Source organism: Rickettsiales bacterium, from assembly GCA_033762595.1.
Taxonomy (GTDB): domain Bacteria; phylum Pseudomonadota; class Alphaproteobacteria; order Rickettsiales; family UBA8987; genus JANPLD01.
Genome location: JANRLM010000075.1, coordinates 1 through 20,162 on the forward strand (window position 1 = coordinate 1; position 20,162 = coordinate 20,162).

Genomic DNA, 20,162 nt, shown 5'->3' on the forward strand with positions numbered 1-20,162 from the left:
CTTATGGCAGAACAATGGCAACTAATTTCAATGGCTTCAAACCATTTGATGAAACTATTTTAGTTGATGAAGCACCGCTAATGACAATGTATGATGATTTCGGCTCTGATGCTGAACCTCACGAATCAATCGCAGCATAAAATAATTGCATTAATAGAAGCTAAAGCCTATAAGAATCTAAACAAAAATCTAAGTAAAATGGCAAAATTTACTACTATTGAGCTTTATAAAGAGAGCTTTAAGTTCTCCGCTGGGCATTTTACAATATTTTCAGCTACTGAAAGAGAAAATTTGCACGGCCATAATTTTAATGTTCATGTGATTTTTGACTGCGAAATTAAGGAAAACGGCCTAGTTTTTGATTATGGAATTGCAAAAAAGCATATAGAAAAAATGTGTAAAGAGCATAATGAATATATGCTTCTGCCGGCTTACTCAAAATTAATTAAAATTGTTAAAGAAACTGATTATATTTATGTTTATTTTAATGGTGAGAAAATTCCATTTTTACACAGAGATGTAAAAATTCTTCCAGTTGAAAATGTTTCAGTGGAAGATTTATCTCACTATTTTTTAGAAGAGTTTAAGAAAAGCTTTATTAGCCAATTTCCAGATATTTCATCTTGTGCAATCAAGATTTTTTCTGGGCCAGGTCAATGTGGGGTTGCTAAATGGGAAAGAACAAAAGATTAGCTATAATAACTGGTGCAAGTAGAGGTATTGGTTTTGAGATTGCAAAATTATTTCAAGAAAACAATTTTGATCTAATAAATTTAGCTCGCGGTGAATGTAAACTAAATAATGTAAAAAATATTAAAGTTGATTTATCTAAAATTGAAAGCGTTAATTCTGGCTGTAATTTAATTAAAAATGAAATTAAAGAATATGAATCAATCTGCCTAATTCATAACGCTTCTGTATCGCTCAGAGATAATTTTGAAAACATAAATCAAGAAAATCTTGATTATATTTTTAAGGTAAATGTTGCAAGTCAAATTGAGATTAATAGAATTTTATTACCTTTATTTCCAAAAAATTCTTCAGTTATTTTTATCGGTTCAACTTTATCTGAAGTGGCAGTTCCAAATTCACTTTCTTATATGCTAACCAAGCATAGCCAAGCCGCAATTATGAAATCTTTAACGCAAGATTTATTTGGTAAAGAAATCCATACTTGCTTAATTTGCCCTGGTTTTACTGATACTCAAATGCTAAGTGAAGTTTTTCCTGATAAAAATTTTCTTGATAGTTTTGTTAAGGAAAAGGTTTCGTTCGGCAGGCTTATTTCACCTAAAGAAATTGCAGAAACAATATTATTCTGTTCTAAAAACCCAATCATAAACGGCTCAATAATTCATACAAATTTAGGCATGCGGAGTAACTAAAACTTTTTCCTTTCTCAGGTTGATTCACTTCACCGTTAAAAGCATAACGGTTAGAACTGAAACCGCTGAGATTAGATAAGAGAATATAAGTGCGGCTTTCAAGCCTAGTTTATATGAAATTTGATCAAGATTCGCCTTAGATTTAAGCCTAAAAATTTGAAAATTTAATATCTTAAATTTCTTCTTCGCGTTTGAAAAACCAGCTTTATCTTTCTTAATAAGTTTTGCATCTGTTACAACAGCAAATAATTTTGCGATATTACCTGTCGCAACGCTTTTATTTATGCTTTCTTCAAATTGATCTCTAATTTTATTGGATTTTATTTTTGAGATAAAAACACTCAATTTTTCTCTTAGCCACCTTGTTAAATTCGGTAAAGAATCCAAACCAGAAATAACCTGAGCGAGAGAAAATAACGCACAAAGCCTTAATTCATCTAAATTACCAATATCTGAAAATTGCGATAGATTTTTTATTTTTATTGTATCCTCAACTTCACATTGAAAGGCAAGAAACGCCATAATATTCGTATCTAAATTATCGTTTGCTGATAATTTTGCCCTCTCAATATCCATCAAAATTTCTTCAAGGCTTGTGCAGTAAAAATTTGCAACAAGCGGGCTTTTGCAAGCGAGATATTTATTCATCTCATAAACGCATCTATCAAACCCAAAACCAACTTCTTTTTTTCTAAGGTAATGCTTAATTTTTTTAGGATTCCAACCTAGATTTATCGGCTTATATTCCTCTTGATTATCCTGCTGAGAAATCCAAGCCTCAAGAAGCCCTAAATCCATAATTGAAGCGATATCTTCCAAACCTTCTTTATTACCAATCGCTGTAAAATAAGCAAAGATATTTCCCGTTGCGATTGGGTGAAAGCAAGTTTCCCTCATTCTAATTGGCCCATCATCATCAAGTAAATTTATAATTCTAGATAATTTTTCATCTGGAATTATTACCTCACTTTGCCAACCGCTTGTCATTAAGAAAAATTTTCTTTCAACATCTGGCAATTTTGAAGTAAAAGAAAGCCACCTTGATAAATCTGGAATTCTAAGATTTTTCTTTGCTAAAGCCCAATTTTTTTGAATTTCATAGGCAAGATATTTTGGGCTAAAAAATTCTCTATCATCAAAAATATATCCATTAGATGATTGCCTATGAACACGAGAAATATTAAGATTTGAAACTTCTTTCTTCTGCCATTTATTTATTTCATCAATCCCCCATCTATCTAAGTCCTTATCGTGAAGCAACGCTTTGAGTAAAGTTTCATTTTTTACTGATATTTTCACCTGCTTTTTACTATTCAAAATTCCGATAAAGCTATCATAAGAGCCATTTTCAAACTTAATTTTTGCAACAATATCATCTGGCATTCCTTCAAAAACTTCCTCACCTAGTAAAAGACAAGCAAGCACTACCCCCAAAGCATAATAATCAGCAGAGAAATCATTGGGCTTTTTACCCGCTTTATGACAGGAAATCCTTTCATAAGTTTCGTAAATTGCAGGCTGATAAAACCCTGAATATTGTGATGTTGACTCCTTCAAAGTAAGGTTCAAACCTTCAGTTTCAATATAAATATTATCTAAATTTATTGCGTTATGTGCTAAATTATTTTTATGCAGAATATTTATAGCTAAAATCAACTGACTTAATAAATTTGATGTAACTATAACATCGCTAATTTCCTTTCTATCATAAAGAAATTTTCTAAGAGTTACACCTTTTGGCCTTTTGAAAATTGCAGCTAGAACCTCTTTACCTAAAGAGTTTTTGATTTTGCCAAAATCAACTAATTCCTGCACTATAGAGGCTTTAATTTCTTTAAGCAGAATCAGTGTATCAATATTTACAGGGAAATCTTTATTGAAAATAAGTGCATAAAGCTTTTCGTTCAAATCTTTTGAGTTCTTATGTTTGCACTCAAAAGCTTCGCAAAATTCATTACTAAATTCAGGAAGTTTTGCATTATATTGAACTTCAAAATTCTGCTCTAAATTTGAAGGAATTTTTGCAAGATTTCTTTTCATATATTTTATTGAAAACTGCGAATAAGGCTTTCACTAAGCATTGCCCAGCCATCAATAATTACAAAAAATATAATCTTAAACGGCAAGGAAATCAGAACTGGTGGCAACATCATCATACCCATACTCATTAAAATTGAGGCAATTGCCATATCAATTATTAAAAACGGAATGAACATTAAAAAACCAATTTCAAAAGCCCGCCTTAACTCACTAATCATAAAGGCTGGGATTAATGCTTTATATTCAACCATTTCCTCACCTTTTACTTTTTCGGATTTACTTTCTTTGCCTTCTGATTGCTTAGAAATCTCCTCAAACATTTCTAAATCATCTTCCCTAACGTGCTTAAGCATAAATTCCCTGAAGGGTTCAGCGATTTTTTTCATCGCTTCCACCTCTTCAATTTTATTTTCAATTAATGGCTTTATGCCTTCATCATAAGATTTATTAAAAACCGGCTGCATTATGAAAAAAGTTAGGAACATCGCTAAACTTATAAGCACTACATTCGGTGGGGTTTGCTGAATACCAATTGCACTTCTAAGTAGTGATAGCACCACTATAATTCTTGTGAAACTTGTAACCATCATCAAAATTGAAGGGGCAAGGCTTAGAATTGTTAGGATTACAAATAATCTGAATATTGTTTCTGCGGAGCTTCCACCTTTTGGATTTCCTAAATCAACTGAGATATTTTGTGCAAAAACATCAAAATTCAAAGCAAAAATTCCAATCGTAAAAAGTAAAATAGCAAAAGATATTTTGAAAATTTTATGCATTTTATGTTTAGTTAAAAAAATTTGCTCTTTATCCCCTCCCCTGTTTACGGGGGAGGGTTAGGGTGGGGGCTAATTAGAAGTGGTTAGCTGTAAAAATATATTAAATCTAACAACCTGACTCTTACACTAACTCTAGCCCCCCTTAATCTCCCCCCGTAAACAGGGGGAGAAAAAATTTATACAACCTATGTTTAGAGTTCAATCATCAATTATTTTCTTTTGTATCCTCTTTAATAATATCTTTTTCAATAATTATATTATCATCAGTTGAAACTAAAATTAGATGCTCTTTTTCATCTCTTTTTACAAGCACTAACTTCCTTTTTTGGTCAAGCATTAGGCTTTCTGAAACTGATAATCTTTTATCTGAATTTTTGCCCAAATAATTTTCTTTTAAGAGATATTTTCTTAGTAGCACTGATACAATGCCAATTAAACATAGCACAAAAATTAATGCTAACGATGAATTAAGAATTTGAGAAATTGTCATAAATCTTATATGATTTTGCAATAAATCTAATTTATGAGGTGAAAATGAGCAATAAGAAATTAATTTATTTAAGTGGTTTGTTGTTTTTAGCTTCTAATAGCTCAAGTTTAGCACAAAGTAATGATGCGATGAACAAACCAATGGCGGAGAAAGAAAAATGCTATGGCATCGTAAAAGCCAGTAAAAATGATTGTGCAGCGGCTGATGGCTCACACTCCTGTGCAGGATATGCGAAAAAAGATTCAGACGGCAAAGAATGGGTTTTGCTTCCAAAAGGCACTTGCGAGAGGATTGTTGGCGGTTCAACCACACCAATCACAGAAGAACAAAAGAGAATTTCATCTGATAAGGTTTAGGCTAAGTTAGAAACTATCCACCCACCACCTAGAACTCGGGTATCTTGGTAAAAAACACAGGCTTGGCCGGCGGTTATTGCCCTTTCTTCTTCAGCAAGCAGGATTTCACAATTACCTTTTTCATCAAGAATTTTGAGTTTTGCGGGCTTGCGTTTTGAAAGTGAGCGGAGTTTAACCTCAACATTCAAGCCTTCTTCAGGTATAATTGGCGTGCCGTATTCATCAACATCACCAAGCCAATTTAGCTCTTTAATTTTAAGAGAATTTTCAAAAAGATATTTTTCTTCACCAACAATAACTCGCTTGGTTTCAGGTTCAATTTTGATAACATAAAGTGGCTCTTTATTGCCGCCTCCTATGCCTTTGCGTTGCCCTCTGGTGAAATTTATAATTCCGCTATGCATTCCCAAAACTTCGCCATTTATATGAACAATTTCCCCTGGGTCTAGGGCGTAAGGGCGGAGTTTTTCAACCACGCTTGCATAATTTCCATTCGGAACAAAGCAAATATCTTGAGAATCAGGCTTATCAGCAACCGCCAAACCAAATCTAATTGCGTGATTTCTAGTTTCAGCTTTCGTCATATCACCTAGTGGAAAGTGAATATATTCAAGCTGCTCACGAGTTGTTGCAAATAGAAAATATGATTGATCTTTATTCGCATCTATTGCATTGTGAAGTTCTGCACCATTTTCGCCAGCAATTCTGCGGATATAATGCCCTGTAACGAGTGCATCTGCGCCTAAATCTTTTGCTACTTTGAATAAATCTCTAAACTTAACTGATTGATTGCATCTAACGCAAGGAATTGGCGTTTCGCCTCGTAAATAACTATCGGCAAAATCTTCCATTACACTTTCTTTGAAGATTGATTCATAATTCAAAACATAATGCGGAATGCCAAGTTTATCGCAGACATTCCGTGCATCCTCAATATCTTGCCCTGCACAACAAGCATTTTTCTTGCCAACGGCCTTGCCATAATCATATAGCTGAAGCGTAATGCCAATAACTTCATAACCTTCCTCGTGCATAAGGGCTGCTGCCGTTGAGCTATCCACACCGCCACTCATCGCAACAACTATACGAGTTTCAGATTTTGGCTTATCTTTAACAAATCGGTTCATAAATTATTTTCTAACATCAGCAAAAATTCATCTTCTGAGATGATTTTCACATTTAATTCTTTGGCTTTATTTAGTTTGCTTCCTGCATCAGCTCCTGCAATTAAATAGTCAGTTTTAGCGGAAATGGAAGAGGCAACTTTCGCCCCCGCAAGCTCTGCCTTGGCTTTGGCTTCCACCCTTGTCAATTTTTCAAGTGTGCCTGTGAAAATTATAGATTTTCCTATAAAAGCTGAGTTGATTTTTTGCGATTCTTTATAATCTTCAACCTCTATGTATTTCAACAAATCTTGAATAATCGCACGATGTTTTTCGTTTGAAAAATATAAAATTATAGATTTTATAATCTTCTCACCAAGACCATCAATCGCAAGTAATTCCATAAATTCTGGCGAATTTTCAAAGCCATTTTCTTGGTTGCAAATATTGATAATTTTGCGATAAAATTCTTGAAATGAAATGTAGTTTTTAGCGAGTAATTTTGCGTTTTCCTGCCCAATATGTCTGATTCCAAGCGAATATATAAATCTTGCAAGCTCAATCTTTCTGCGATTTTTGATAGCATTAAATAATTTCTGCACTGAAATTTTGCCGTAGCCTTCTATATTTTCAATTTGCAAAATGTTATTTCTTTCCTCAAGAGTAAAAATATCAGCAGGGGTTTTGATAAAATCTTTTTGATAAAACTCTTCAATCTGGCGTTTTCCAAGCCCCTCAATATCAAATGCGTCTCTCGCAACAAAATATTTTAGATATTCAACCGCCTGTGCCTCGCAAGAAATTCCGCCAGTGCATCTAGTAACCGCATCATCATTTTCACGAATCGCAACCGAGTTGCACACAGGGCAATGCGAAGGAAATTCAAAGATTTTACTTGAAAGAATATCACGCTTTTCAGTGATAACTTTTACAATCTGAGGAATAACATCGCCCGCCCTTTGCACAATAACATAATCACCAATTCTAATATCTTTGCGATTAATTTCATCTTTATTATGAAGTGTCGCACGCTTAACAATCACGCCACCAATATTAATTGGCTTAAGCTCCGCAACTGGTGTTAAAGCTCCAGTTCGCCCAACTTGAATTGTTATATTCTCAATGATGGTTTCAGCTTGCTCTGCTGGAAATTTATGAGCAATCGCCCATCTTGGCGAGCGTGCGATAAAACCTAGCCTTTCCTGTAACTCGCAAGAATTTATTTTATAAACCAACCCATCAATATCATATTCAAGCTCAGCTCTTTTTGAGTAAAAATTATTATAAAAATCTTCAATTTCTTTTATATTTTTACATAGCTGAGACATTGGATTCACAACAAATCCAAGCGATTTGAAATATAAAAAAGCCTCTTCCTGCGTTTGCCATTTTTGCTCTGAAACTTCACCCCAACCATAAGCGAAATATTGCAGATTTCTGCTTGCTGTAATATTCGCATCTAGCTGACGCAAACTACCAGAAGCACAATTTCTAGGGTTGGCAAAAAGCTCTTCACCTGCCTCGCTTCGTTCATTATTTATACGCTCAAATTCTTTATGGCTTAGATAAATTTCACCTCTAATTTCCAAAATTTTCGGCACATCACCAGTTAAAATTTTTGGCAAAGATTTTATAGTTTTAATATTCTGCGTAATATTTTCACCTTCCTCGCCATCACCTCGGGTTGCCGCCATTACAAGCTCTCCATTTTCATATCTTGCGGTGAAAGAAAGCCCATCAATTTTTGGCTCACAGAACAAATCCAAATTAAAACTTTCTTCTTCAGAAACGACCAAAAATCTCTTTATGCGAGTTAAAAAATCAGAAATATCTTCCATTGAAAAAGCATTACTTAGTGAAAGCATAGGTTTTGAATGTTTCACTTTTTCAAATTTTTCTAGCGGTTTGTAACCAACTTTTTGGGTGGGGCTATCAGGCGTTAGTAAGTTAGGAAATTTCTGCTCTAAAGCTTGTAATTCCTGCATTAACTTATCATAATCCGCATCAGAAATTTCAGGCTTTTCTTCTTGATAATATTTTTTGTTGTGATGCTTAATTAGTGCTTTTAACTCTTCAATTCTAAACTGCTCTTGAAACATACAAAACTATGGTTTTAGCCCTATAGAAGCAGTTTGTTTTTTATGAAAATCTGCAAGTTTTTTTGCGATTATTTTATCTTGCGTTGCAAGAATCCTAAGTGCTAATAGTGCCGCATTTTTTGCACCAGCTTCACCGATTGCAAGCGTTCCAACTGGAATACCAGCTGGCATCTGCACTATTGAAAGTAGGCTATCCATACCTTTCAGGGCTTTACTTTTGACAGGTACACCTAGTACTGGCAAATTTGAAATTGAAGCCACCATTCCAGGTAAATGTGCTGCACCGCCTGCACCTGCGATAATTATTTTAATTCCTCTGCCTTCAGCATCTTTAGCGAATTTGAACATTCTATCTGGTGTGCGATGTGCAGAAATTATAAGCGTTTCATAACTCACCCCAAATTCATCTAGGGTATTGCAAGCAAAAGACATTGTTTCAAAATCACTTTTACTACCCATAATTATAGAAATTAGAGGTTTATTCTGAGTTTTATTATTTTTTGTCATGAGAGTTTTTCTGATGATTTAAGCTACAATATCAGGGTGCAACATTGAGGAAAGCCTTGAAATCTCATCTTTTAGAGATAATTTTTGCCTTTTAAGCCTTTGGGCTTCTAGCATATTAATTGCGAGGGTTGCAATTTTGAAATCTAAACTTCTATGTTCATCTTGCAATAGAGCAATTTTTTGACGAATCTTCCTTTCTTCTTCCATAAAACCTATAAACTTGTTAAAAAACAGAGGGTTATCAATTGTTTGAGGTAAGTATTATACCAAAAAATTGAGCAATTTCAATCACTAATTTAGTTTTTAGAAGCAAAATAAATTATATTGTAAAGTGTAAGGTTATAGTTTATGGTTTATATATGAAATATGAAAACCTTACATTAAAGAAAACTCAGCTGGACAAATTAAGACCACTTGATGCTTCTTTGCTTAAAAATTTAGATGAGTGGTTTCGTGTTGAATTAACCTATACCAGTAACGCTATAGAGGGGAACACTCTTACTCGTGCTGAAACTGCATTGGTAGTTGAAAAGGGTTTAACAGTCGGCGGTAAATCTTTAGTGGAACATCTGGAAGCAACTAATCACGCATCTGCATTAGATTGGGTAAAACAGCAAATAAAAAGAAAACCCACTGATATAACTGTAAAAGATATTTTAAAAATACATGAAGTAATATTGAAAGGAATTGATGATTACAATGCGGGTAATTTTAGAAATGTTCCAGTTAGAATTTCAGGTTCGGCGGTAATTTTGCCTAACCCAATTAAAGTTGCTAATTTAATGAAGCAATTTGAAATTTGGCTACAAACAAAACAAAAAATTCACCCAGTAGAAATTGCAACAGAAGCTCATTATAGATTGGTAACTATTCATCCATTTACAGATGGAAATGGTAGGACTGCAAGGTTGCTAATGAATATGATATTGATGATGTATGGCTATCCACCTGCAATTATTCGTAAGCAAGATAGGTTGAAATATATCAACTCACTTGAAAAAGCCCAGTTGGTAAATGGTGAAGGTGATTCAAAAAATAATTATTATAAAATAATTTCAAAAGCAGTTGATAGATCATTAGATATTTACTTAAAAGCAGTAAAAGGTGAAGATGATAATATTGAAAATAATAACGATGATAAATTATTAAAAATAGGTGAGTTAGCAAAAAAGGTAGGTGAAACCAACTCAACAATTCGTCACTGGACTAAAGCAGGATTACTGGAAGTATCAGAAATAACACCGAGTGGCTATCAAATGTACTCTGTTGAAATGATAGAGCGAATAAAAAAAATCAAAGAGCTAAAAGAGAAGAGGTTTAGCTTGGAGGAAATTAGTGGGAACCTCTGATGGAAAATTTGAAAATAAATAAGAATTTGGAGGAGCTAGATAATAAACTAGAAAAGTTATTTTATAGTAAATTTCCAAGCGAATCTGGAAATAAAACTCTGTATCATTATACCAAACTAGATACTCTTGAAAAGATTTTAAGTTCTGGAACTTTTAGGCTTTATGATGCTTTTACCATGAATGATCCTAATGAAATTTACTACGCTAAAAAGGTTTTTTATAACCTAATTGAAAAAGATAATACTTTAATAAAAAATTCTAAAATTCTCGAAGAAGTAAAAAAGTTAGAAAATAATTTTATAAAATTTTGTGGATTATACGAAAACTTGCCTAGTGCAGTTTTAAATCAGCCAATGGAGAAAAAATCTTATTATAATTACTTTATTTTATCAGCCTGCGAAAATCCAGATTATCTTCCTTTGTGGAGATATTATGGTGATAATGCAAAAGGCGTAAGCATTGGTTTTAAAAATGGGATAAAAAAAATAGAAGAAATTGACTACAAACAACAATATTTTCAGATTACTAGAGTTCTTTATGAAAAGGAATATTTAGAAAGTTATTTTAAGGAATGGTTTGCAGAAATAGATAATTATTCAAAATTAAATAATAAAGAAAATTATGCGACTATAATGTCAACTATAATGACATACATTACAGGAACATTTCACTTCAATAAACATCCGGATTTCGAAAGTGAAAATGAATTTAGATTAGTTTATACATTTGATACAAATAATCATAAGGAATTTGAAAAGAATATAAAGCTGGACTATGATTATAAGCCTAACTGTAATAAATTTAATTTCCCAGAATTACTAAAACAAAACGAAGTTAAACAAAGATACTTTTATGAACATAAATTTGAAAAAGATTTTATAGAAAAAATCTATGTTGGTCCATTATTAAGATTTGATGAAACAGAACAAAAAATTAAAAACTGGCTTTATGAATATGGATATGATTTTTCTAAAATAGAAATAGTAAAGTCTCGAAAAGCATTTAGATAAATAATATCAAATTGTGAGTCTTTTGAATTGCACCCAGTTTTCAAAAAATTAATGTAAAATGGTGGGGGGTGAGGGATTTGAACCCCCGACCAAGGCGTTATGAGCGCCCTGCTCTAACCACTGAGCTAACCCCCCATTGCAAAAGCAATAAGAAAGAGAATATCAACAATATGTAAGCATTGCGATTTTTCAAAATGGCTTACAATCTCAAAAAACTTATAATTACTAAAATTTTTATGTAAATAATTTTTTCAAAATCAAGGTGTAGCTATTGATTAAAGATTTTTATATTTTTTGGGTAGAGATAAACTTCATCACCCTTGTTGAAATTTTCATCTTCTTGAACTTGACGACCAATTTCAGCGAATAAAAGTTTACCTGCTTTATCTTCCATCTCAAGTTTTATCATTGAGCCAGCTTTGTTAATATGCGTAATTTTTGCCTTAATATATTCCTCTGGTGCTTTAATTTTGCTAACAAAAAGCTCATGCGGCCTGCAATAAATTTTTATTTCTTTAATATTTTTAGGCTTAGGCTTTGAGGCAATTTTTGTCTCAACGATAATTTCATCTTCTTTTTTGCCAAAAACTTTTTTAGATATAAAATCTATGATATTTTTTGTGGTTGATTCCTCAATTACAATAGTTGATTTTTTAACTTCACTATCAAGAAAATGAATATTTCCTTCATCATCTTTCCAGCCTGTAAATTCATTATAATTACCTAAGAAATCATAAACAAATGAGTTTGCTGGGTTATTATAAACTTCTTCTGGAGAGCCAACTTGCTCAATTCTGCCTTTGTTCATCACAACTATTTTATCAGCAACTTCCATTGCTTCTTCTTGATCGTGAGTTACAAAAACTGAAGTAATATGGATTTCATCGTGAAGTTTTCTCATCCATCTGCGAAGCTCTTTACGAACTTTTGCATCTAACGCGCCAAATGGTTCATCAAGCAGAAGAACTTTTGGCTCAACCGCTAAAGCACGAGCTAAAGCAACCCTCTGCCTTTGCCCGCCTGAAAGTTGGCTTGGGTATCTATCGTGGAAGGCATCAAGGTGAACGAGTTTTAGAAGCGATAAAACTTTTTCTTGAATTTCTTCTTTAGAAAGACGCTCTTTTTTAGGTTTAACAGAAAGGCCAAATGCGACATTTTCAAAAACGGTCATATGCTTGAAAAGTGCGTAATGCTGGAATACAAAGCCGACATTTCTTTCTTTAACTGATTGATCATGAGCCTCTTTACCATCAAGTATTACTGAGCCGAAATCAGGAAATTCTAGCCCAGAAATAATGCGAAGCAATGTAGTTTTACCAGAACCAGAAGGCCCTAGCAAAGCAACCAACTCACCCGGTTCAACTTTTAAGGTTACATTATCAAGTGCAACAAAATTATTCTTAAATTTTTTGCTAACTGATTTAACAACTATGCTCATAAATTATTTATTTTTATTGTCATCTTGAGCGAAGCGAAAGATCCAGATTCTTCGCTACGCTCAGAATGACAGAGGTTAATTAATGCTTATTAGTTGCTCTTTCATATTTTCCTTCAAGAAGGAATTTTAGAACAAGAGTAACGAGGGCAAGTAATGTTAAGATTGAAGCAACCGCAAAAGCTGCCACAAAATTATATTCATTATATAAAATTTCTACATAAAGTGGGATTGTAGTTGTTTTGCCTTTAATATGCCCAGAAACCACTGAAACTGCTCCAAATTCACCCATCGCACGAGCATTGCAGAGCAGAACTCCATAAAGTAAGCCCCATTTAATATTTGGCAGAGTTATTTTGAAAAATGTTTGCAAGCCTGATGCACCTAGCAGAATTGAGGCTTCTTCTTCTTCTGTTCCTTGTTCTTGCATTAGCGGAATTAACTCACGCGCAACAAAAGGGAATGTTACAAATATTGTTGCGATAACCAAACCCGGTAGAGCAAAAATTATTCTAAAGTCATTTTCAATCAGCCACTCACCAAACACTGAATGCGCACCGAATAATAAAACATATATCACACCTGAAATTACTGGTGAAACTGAGAATGGCAAATCAATAAAAGTGATTAATAATTGCTTACCCACGAATTCAAATTTCGCAATCGCCCAGCTTGCAATAATTCCAAAAACTATGTTGATTGGCACTGAAATTAACGCAACTAGCAAGGTTAGTTGAATTGCTGAAATTGCATCATCTTGGTTAATCCCCTCAACATAGCCTTCAAATCCTTTGCGGAAGGCTTCAATAAAAACTGCAAGCACTGGCAAACCAATTAGCAGAAATAAAAACGCAACTGAAATTATTGCGATTAAAAATCTCACAAAGGCGGTTTCACTAACTGATGTAATAGGTTTTATCATTATTTATCTAATTTTTTCTGTTCTAAGCGTTGAAGCAAGTTAATCACAAAAAGCATTGCAAATGAAGCCATAAGCATAACAACAGCGATTGCGGTTGCACCAGTATAATCATATTGTTCAAGTTTTATAACAATTAAAAGTGGCACAATTTCTGAAACCAAAGGCATATTGCCAGCTATAAAAATTACTGAGCCATATTCGCCCAATGCCCTTGCAAAAGCCATCGCGAAGCCAGTTAATAAGGCTGGCGTAATATGAGGCAAAATAATTTTTGTAAAAGTTTGAAGCCTTGAAGCACCAAGTGAGCTTGCAGCTTCCTCAATTTCTTGGTTGAGATCTTCCAAAACTGGTTGAACTGTTCTAACCACAAAAGGCAAGCCGATAAAACTTAGGGCAATAATTATTCCCGTTGGGTTGAAGGCAAGGGATATGTCATAAGGCTCAAGATATCTGCCAATCCAGCCATTTGGAGCGTATAGGGCGGTTAGGGCAATACCCGCAACAGCAGTTGGCAGTGCGAAGGGTAAATCAACGATTGCATCAATAATTTTTTTGAATGGAAAATCATAGCGAGTGAGCGTCCAAGCAAGCATAGTTCCAAAAACAACATTTATAAGAGCTGCAGCAAGTGAGCAACCAAAGGTGATTTTATAAGCATTTACAACTCTTTCATCAGAAATGGTTTGCCAAAAATCATCAAGGCTCATTTGAGCGGTTTTGAAAAATAAACCTGAAAGGGGGATAATTACAATTAGCAATAAATAAAATAAGGTAAAAGATATTGTTATCCCAAAACCTGGAATTACACTTGGCTTTTTTAATCTTATTTTATTTTTTATAGTCATTTGTTTTTTGTTATATTTCGCCTCTCCCAATGGGAGAGGCGAAATTGAAAATTCTACCTTCTAATTATCTTATCAAAAACTCCGCCATCGTCGAAGTGTTTGGTTTGAACTTCCTTCCAGCCGCCGAAATCTCTGATATTAACTAATTCTATAGCAGGGAATTTAGCAGTAAATTCTTCCGCCACTTCTTTTTCAATAGGCCTAAAATGATGTTTTGCAATAATTCTTTGAGCTTCTTTTGTATATAAAAATTTAAGATACTCAGTTGCAACAGCTTTTGTGCCTCGTTTTTCTACAATTTTATCAACCACCGCAACTGGTGGCTCCGCAAGAATAGAAATTGAAGGGTAGACAATTTCAAACCTATCTTTGCCAAATTCTTCTTTTGCAAGGAAGGCCTCATTTTCCCAAGTGATTAGAACATCACCAATACCCCTTTGAGCAAAAGTTGTGGTTGAACCTCTCGCACCAGCATCAAGCACTGGAACATTTTTGAATAATTGCTTCAAATATTCTTCAGATTTCGCTTCATCTTTATTATTAGCTTTTTGTGCATAAGCTAAAGCCGCAAGATAATTCCACCTTGCACCACCTGAAGTTTTAGGATTTGGCGTGATAACTTTTACATCATTTTTCACTAAATCACCCCAATCTTTAATATTCTTTGGATTATTTTTCTTAACCAAAAAAACTATAGTTGAAGTATAAGGCGTGCTGTGATTTTCAAATTTTTCTTCCCAATTTTTTGGTAGTAAATTTGCTTTTTCAGCAATAACATCAATATCATAAGCAAGGGCAAGCGTTACAATATCAGCCTCCAAGCCATCAATTACAGAGCGTGCTTGCTTTCCTGAACCACCATGAGATTGAGAAACTTTAAGCCTTTCACCAGTTTTTTCCTTCCAATGAGCTGAAAATAATTTGTTATAATCATCATAAAGTTCACGCGTTGGATCGTAAGAAACATTAAGTATTTCTATCTTTTCATTTTTTGCGATTGCCTGCTTGTTTTCTGATACTAGAAAACCAAAAATGCTTACTGCAATAGTTGATATTAAAATTATTTTTTTCATAAATTCTCCTTTATTTTTTTATATTATTAAATTTTTAATTTTTCTACTTTTTATCGTCAAACAGATATAGCGACAATTCAAAATAGAAAAATTGTGAGGTATCTTGGCTTTTAGTTTTTTTAGTGAACTCCCCAGGGGTGAAAACGCCATATCCAATATTTGTAGCAACCCTTGAATTAAAGGCGTATCTGTGCCTAAAATCAAATTCGTGGCCTAAAAAATTGCCACTATTGCCCGTTGTATCCCTTACATTTGCAATATTCCACCTATCTTTATCACTTGCGAGCCAATAGCCGTTATAGCCAAAATCAACTCTAGTTTTTTCATCTGGCGTAACTTCCACCCTGAATTTTGGAGCGTGTAAGTTTTCCCACTGAAAATAATCATTATTAGACCAAGGCCTTGCGAAACCATAAAACCTTTCAAATCTTTCATTACTTAAATCGGTTGGGTTTTCATCACCACTGCCATAGCCATAATTAAGGCTTATTCTTGGCTTCCAGACATAATCTAAACTATAGCCGACTTCAGTTGTGTAGCCGAGTGCATCAGTTTCCCTTCTATTATCAGTTCCTTTTTGAACAACTACATTAAAATCATAATCAAAACCAGTTTTGCCAATGATGCCATAGCCCCTTAAACCATATGAATTTATGAGCCTATTTGGCAAAGTGAAAGATTCATCTTGATGAAGCCCTAGATAATAAGGCTCTAAAGTAATAATATCCCCCCACTGCCTTATATGCCCAATACCACCATAAAACCAAGTATTTTCAATTCTTTCATCATAACCATTTAATATTCTTCTGACTGGTTGGAGTGCTAAAATATCTAGCTGATAATTATTTTTCTCCTGCCCGAGCGTTGCGTATAAACCTTCAAAATTATTAGTAGTATTTCGCCATTCATTTCTAGCAATTAGCCTTCTATCAAGAAATTCAAAAGCTTGCCTGCCGAGCCGAACACGAAATGGCTTTTCTTCACCTAAAGCATCTTTGAAAAAAAGCTCGCCATAAATTTGAAGTAAATCAAACTCATTTACATCTCTATCATCTCTATCAAATTTACTATTATTCACTCTTGAATCTTGAAATTCTACAACGGCTCTTAAGGGGTCTAAAATTTCTTTAATGCCCAAATAAGCTCTGGTTCTATTTAGAATTGGCTGATCAAGCGTTATTACATTTCTGCGTAAATCTTTATCACGATATTCATATCTGGTTCTGTTTTCAAAACCAACATCAAGCCAAGTAATATCTTTATATTTCTCAATGCCAGTTTTGCTTAGATTACGAACATAACGAGGCGGATCAGTTTCCCTCTTTGTTCCATAAGATTTAGGCTCAATGTAATAATTGGGTGTTTCTGCAAGTGATAACACGCCATTATAAAATACACTTAAGCCTAGCAATGAAATGGAAGCATATTTTTTTATCAATTTAATTTTCATAGCGAGTTTAAATAATTATTTTTGAACTAAGATAAATATGAAATCATTCAAGAAACAGGGAAAAATCTTAATTCATACAGATATTATATAGTATAATCCCTACTATGTCAATAGGAATTATATTATTTATAATTTTTAAGTAGTTAAAGCCATTAAAATATATATTTATTAATATGTTATGGAAAATTTACCAAAATATCTCGTTTTAGACTTGAATAGTTTTTTTGCTTCCGTTGAGCAACAACTTAACCCAAAATTGCGAGGAAAACCAGTTGCAGTTTTACCAAGCCTTACGCCTTACACCTCAGTAATTGCAGCAAGTTATGAAGCAAAAAAATTCGGTATCAAAACTAATACACTCGCAAAAGATGCAAAATTAATGTGCAAAGATATAATTTTTGTGGCGGCAAATCATAAAAATTATGTGGAGTTTCATCACAAAATAATTGAGGAGATTGATCATCACATACCAATTCAAAATGTTCTTTCTATAGATGAAGTTGCCTGCGAATTACAAGGTAATGAAAGAACTTTAGAGGGCGCTGAAAAACTCACACAAAAAATTAAAAAAGGTATTCTAAAAAATGTTGGAGAAGCCATAAAATGTTCAGTTGGCATTGCACCAAATAAATTTCTTGCGAAAATTGCAAGCGATATGCAAAAACCTGATGGCTTTACTTATATAGATTTTAATAATTTAGAGGAAAAATTACTCAGCCTAAAACTTCGTGATATCCCCGGTATCGGCAGAAATATGGAGCAACGCCTCAAGTTTGATGGCATTTTCACTATGCAAGATTTACTAGCTTTAGAGCCAAAGCATATGCGAAAAATTTGGCATTCAGTGCAAGGTGAAAAAATTTGGTATTTACTTAGGGGGCATGATTTGCCTGATACAGAAACCAAAAAAAGCACAATAGGCCATAGCCATGTTTTAGCACCAGAATTTAGGGAGAAAAATCGTGCGAATATAGTTGCACATCGCCTTACATTAAAGGCGGTTAGCAGGCTTAGGCGAATCGGATATTACGCAACTATAATGTTTTTAAGCATTAGAACTGATAAAAACCAAAAATTAAAAACTCATCGTGAGTTTTTTAGAGCATCTGATAATTTTACCTTTCTAAAAATACTAGAAGAAATGTGGGCTGAATTAATGCTAAAAACAAATAGAAATGACAAGATAAAGAAAATTTCTGTTTCACTTTTTGGCCTTGTGAATGACGATAAAATTTATCCAGATTTATTCGAGGAAGAAAAAGATATGAAGCAAATTAAAAAACAAGAATTCGCTTCAAAAGCCATGGATAAACTGAATGCAAAATTTGGAAAAGATACTATAGTGATTGGCTTTACGCCAAATGTTTCAAGCCAATTTTCAGGAACAAAAATAGCCTTCAACCGCATTCCTGAATTTGAAGAATTTTATGAGTAGTAAAAATCTTTCTAGTTTAGTAAGTAGTAGAAACTTGATCAGTCCAGAATACTTCAATTTTTTTCATCACTGCGAATGATGCTTCAATTTCGGCTTTGCTGATATTAAATTCAGCAATTCTCTTAAGATTATCATCAAAAAGTTCATCAATAACTTTGCAAAGCTCAACACCTTTATCTGAAAGCCTGATTTTAATTGTTCTTTTATCGTGAGGTGATCTCTCTTGCAAAACATAACCTGTTTCAACCAGCTTTTTCAAATTATAAGATACATTTGAACCTAAATAATAACCTCTATTCGTAAGCTCACCGATGGTAAGAACAGTATCGCCAATGTTATACAAAATAAGCGTTTGAACGTTGTTGATTTCCTCAATGCCTTTTCTATCAAGTTTGCTTTTTACAACATCAAGAAACCTTCTATGAAGCCTTTCAATTGATAAGATTAGAGATAAATATTCTTGTTTCATATATTATTCATTATTTTTTAATAAAGAAAAACTAATACTATTAATTTTCTTCTGCAACAAGAAAATTACAAACTTATGCGATTAAGATAAAATTATTAGCAGATTATTCTGCAAATAATAGCTTTAAGGCAACATTATTTTATAATTATCTCAGCTAAATAATGATAAAAGGGCACACCGAAAGTTAAATTAAACGGGAAGGTTATACATAAACTAAGCGTTATGTAATAGGCTGGGTTCGCCTCTGGCAGTGCGATTTTTAACGCCGCTGGAACTGCAATGTAAGATGCACTTGCACATAAAATTGAAAGTAAAATTGCATTACCAAAATCAAAGTTAAATAAATCACTTAAGAATAATGAAATTATTGCTGAAATTATAGGCATATAAATTCCAAATAATACAAGCGAAGGCTTAAATGAGGATATATTTTTAAGTTGCTTTGATGAAACCAAGCCAAGCTCCAGCAAGAATAAGCAGAGGATTCCATAGAATGGATCAACTAAATAAGGCTTCACAACATTTATACCATTTTGATTTGCGGTTATGCCAATAATTATACCACCAACTAAAAGTAAAATACTGCCATTTAAGAAAACCTCTTTTAATACTTTAGAAGAAAGAAGCCTTTCTTTTTTATCACCAGCAAGCCTTTGGCTTCTTTTAGCTAAAATGAGGGCGGATACAATCGCTGGGGATTCCATAAGGGCTGCAAGTGAGAGAACATAACCATCAAAATGGATTCCTTTGCTTTTAAGATAACTCATACCAAAGCTGAATGTAACCATACTTATTGAGCCATAATGGGCGGAAACCGCAGAGGCATCAAGCCTTGAAAGGTTGGTTGTTTTTCTTAAGAAAAAATAAGCAAGAAATGGCAAGCAAAAGCTTAAAAAAACGCCAACAATTATTATAGTAATAATATCTTCAAAAGGGGTTTTGCTATTATTAATTTCCAAGCCACCTTTAAGGCCTATTGCAAGCATTAAATATATTGAAAGCGCTTTGGTGAATGCTTCTGGAATTTCTAAATCAGATTTGAAAAACCCCGCAAGCATTCCCAAAATAAATAGCTGAATAAAAGGTGAGGTGATTATATTAAGGAATGTTTCTAACATAAAAATATTTATTCGTGAAAAATGGCTAAAGAGAGTTTCTTTAGCCATTTTGATTAAGTAAAATTTATCAGATTAGTTATTAGTTTGCTCAACTGGCATTCTTGAAGAATGATGCTCAACTACAAGCCACTCATTACCTTCTTTAACTAAAGTAAAACTAAATCTTGCTGGAACTTTAACCTCTTTTCCATCTTTTTCAAATGTAAAAGTATAAATTCCGGATTTATTTACAACATTATCTGATAATTTTTTAGTGTGAAGCTCATTTATAGTGCCTTTCAGATTAGGTAATCCAGT

General features: G+C 33.4%; 21 protein-coding genes and 1 tRNA gene. 6 read left to right on the forward strand and 16 right to left on the reverse strand.

All coding sequences use genetic code 11. From position 1 onward, the window contains the following. The first annotated feature begins 198 nt into the window (after positions 1-198). Positions 199-693 (forward strand): 6-carboxytetrahydropterin synthase, encoded by a 495-nt coding sequence (locus tag SFT90_05350; protein MDX1949908.1) that lies wholly within the window; start codon positions 199-201, stop codon positions 691-693. Further along, positions 672-1,385 (forward strand): SDR family oxidoreductase, encoded by a 714-nt coding sequence (locus SFT90_05355; protein ID MDX1949909.1) that lies wholly within the window; start codon positions 672-674, stop codon positions 1,383-1,385. Before SFT90_05350 ends, SFT90_05355 begins: the two co-directional genes overlap by 22 nt. A gap of 24 nt (positions 1,386-1,409) precedes the next feature. On the opposite strand, the gene SFT90_05360 is transcribed toward SFT90_05355, so the two are convergent. From SFT90_05360 to SFT90_05370, 3 genes are all read right to left on the reverse strand, one after another. After that, positions 1,410-3,425: a hypothetical protein gene (locus SFT90_05360; protein MDX1949910.1), complete on the reverse strand. Its 2,016-nt coding sequence runs from the start codon at positions 3,423-3,425 to the stop codon at positions 1,410-1,412. A gap of 5 nt (positions 3,426-3,430) precedes the next feature. Next, entirely contained in the window at positions 3,431-4,204 is a 774-nt protein-coding gene (gene fliP / locus SFT90_05365; protein ID MDX1949911.1) for a flagellar type III secretion system pore protein FliP, read from the reverse strand. Between the two features lie 205 nt (positions 4,205-4,409). Continuing rightward, entirely contained in the window at positions 4,410-4,694 is a 285-nt protein-coding gene (locus tag SFT90_05370) for a flagellar biosynthetic protein FliO (GenBank protein MDX1949912.1), read from the reverse strand. 44 nt (positions 4,695-4,738) lie between these two features. Here SFT90_05370 and SFT90_05375 point away from each other — a divergent pair, with 44 nt between their 5' ends. Next, the gene (locus SFT90_05375; GenBank protein ID MDX1949913.1) at positions 4,739-5,050 is read left to right on the forward strand and encodes a DUF2282 domain-containing protein; all 312 of its coding nucleotides are present in this window, start codon (positions 4,739-4,741) and stop codon (positions 5,048-5,050) included. Here the strand turns inward: SFT90_05375 and mnmA are convergent. Genes mnmA through SFT90_05395 form a run of 4 tightly spaced genes read right to left on the reverse strand, consistent with a single transcriptional unit; the run spans position 5,047 to position 8,966 of the window. Beyond that, complete coding sequence (gene mnmA, locus SFT90_05380) at positions 5,047-6,177, reverse strand: tRNA 2-thiouridine(34) synthase MnmA (GenBank protein MDX1949914.1); 1,131 nt, start codon at positions 6,175-6,177, stop codon at positions 5,047-5,049. The genes SFT90_05375 and mnmA overlap by 4 nt on opposite strands. Further along, complete coding sequence (ligA, locus tag SFT90_05385) at positions 6,174-8,252, reverse strand: NAD-dependent DNA ligase LigA (GenBank protein ID MDX1949915.1); 2,079 nt, start codon at positions 8,250-8,252, stop codon at positions 6,174-6,176. The genes mnmA and ligA overlap by 4 nt, the downstream gene beginning before the upstream one ends. 6 nt (positions 8,253-8,258) lie before the next feature. Further along, positions 8,259-8,759 (reverse strand): 5-(carboxyamino)imidazole ribonucleotide mutase, encoded by a 501-nt coding sequence (gene purE / locus SFT90_05390; GenBank protein MDX1949916.1) that lies wholly within the window; start codon positions 8,757-8,759, stop codon positions 8,259-8,261. A gap of 18 nt (positions 8,760-8,777) precedes the next feature. Further along, positions 8,778-8,966 (reverse strand): DUF465 domain-containing protein, encoded by a 189-nt coding sequence (locus tag SFT90_05395; GenBank protein MDX1949917.1) that lies wholly within the window; start codon positions 8,964-8,966, stop codon positions 8,778-8,780. Positions 8,967-9,118: 152 nt separating this feature from the next. On the opposite strand from SFT90_05395, the gene SFT90_05400 reads away from it, so the two are divergent. Continuing rightward, entirely contained in the window at positions 9,119-10,108 is a 990-nt protein-coding gene (locus SFT90_05400; GenBank protein ID MDX1949918.1) for a Fic family protein, read from the forward strand. Then, on the forward strand, positions 10,108-11,118 hold the full coding sequence (locus tag SFT90_05405; protein ID MDX1949919.1) for a DUF2971 domain-containing protein: 1,011 nt from the start codon (positions 10,108-10,110) through the stop codon (positions 11,116-11,118). Before SFT90_05400 ends, SFT90_05405 begins: the two co-directional genes overlap by 1 nt. A gap of 59 nt (positions 11,119-11,177) precedes the next feature. Here the strand turns inward: SFT90_05405 and SFT90_05410 are convergent. The 6 genes from SFT90_05410 to SFT90_05435 form a co-directional block, all read right to left on the reverse strand. Further along, positions 11,178-11,253, reverse strand: a tRNA-Ile gene (locus tag SFT90_05410). 133 nt (positions 11,254-11,386) lie between these two features. Then, complete coding sequence (cysA, locus tag SFT90_05415; protein ID MDX1949920.1) at positions 11,387-12,556, reverse strand: sulfate ABC transporter ATP-binding protein; 1,170 nt, start codon at positions 12,554-12,556, stop codon at positions 11,387-11,389. Between the two features lie 79 nt (positions 12,557-12,635). After that, the gene (gene cysW, locus SFT90_05420; GenBank protein MDX1949921.1) at positions 12,636-13,475 is read right to left on the reverse strand and encodes a sulfate ABC transporter permease subunit CysW; all 840 of its coding nucleotides are present in this window, start codon (positions 13,473-13,475) and stop codon (positions 12,636-12,638) included. After that, the gene (gene cysT, locus SFT90_05425; GenBank protein MDX1949922.1) at positions 13,475-14,320 is read right to left on the reverse strand and encodes a sulfate ABC transporter permease subunit CysT; all 846 of its coding nucleotides are present in this window, start codon (positions 14,318-14,320) and stop codon (positions 13,475-13,477) included. The genes cysW and cysT overlap by 1 nt, the downstream gene beginning before the upstream one ends. Before the next feature lie 53 nt (positions 14,321-14,373). Beyond that, the gene (locus tag SFT90_05430; protein ID MDX1949923.1) at positions 14,374-15,393 is read right to left on the reverse strand and encodes a sulfate ABC transporter substrate-binding protein; all 1,020 of its coding nucleotides are present in this window, start codon (positions 15,391-15,393) and stop codon (positions 14,374-14,376) included. 43 nt (positions 15,394-15,436) lie between these two features. After that, on the reverse strand, positions 15,437-16,843 hold the full coding sequence (locus SFT90_05435; GenBank protein MDX1949924.1) for an alginate export family protein: 1,407 nt from the start codon (positions 16,841-16,843) through the stop codon (positions 15,437-15,439). Between the two features lie 178 nt (positions 16,844-17,021). Between SFT90_05435 and SFT90_05440 the strand changes: the two genes are divergently transcribed. Then, the gene (locus tag SFT90_05440) at positions 17,022-18,278 is read left to right on the forward strand and encodes a DNA-directed DNA polymerase (GenBank protein ID MDX1949925.1); all 1,257 of its coding nucleotides are present in this window, start codon (positions 17,022-17,024) and stop codon (positions 18,276-18,278) included. Positions 18,279-18,294: 16 nt separating this feature from the next. On the opposite strand, the gene SFT90_05445 is transcribed toward SFT90_05440, so the two are convergent. The 3 genes from SFT90_05445 to SFT90_05455 form a co-directional block, all read right to left on the reverse strand. Further along, positions 18,295-18,747, reverse strand: a complete 453-nt coding sequence (locus SFT90_05445) for a MarR family transcriptional regulator (protein ID MDX1949926.1) — start codon at positions 18,745-18,747, stop codon at positions 18,295-18,297. Between the two features lie 134 nt (positions 18,748-18,881). Continuing rightward, positions 18,882-19,865 (reverse strand): sodium-dependent bicarbonate transport family permease, encoded by a 984-nt coding sequence (locus SFT90_05450; protein MDX1949927.1) that lies wholly within the window; start codon positions 19,863-19,865, stop codon positions 18,882-18,884. Between the two features lie 72 nt (positions 19,866-19,937). Continuing rightward, a partial coding sequence (locus SFT90_05455; protein MDX1949928.1) for a DUF4440 domain-containing protein occupies positions 19,938-20,162 on the reverse strand: 225 nt, incomplete at its 5' end.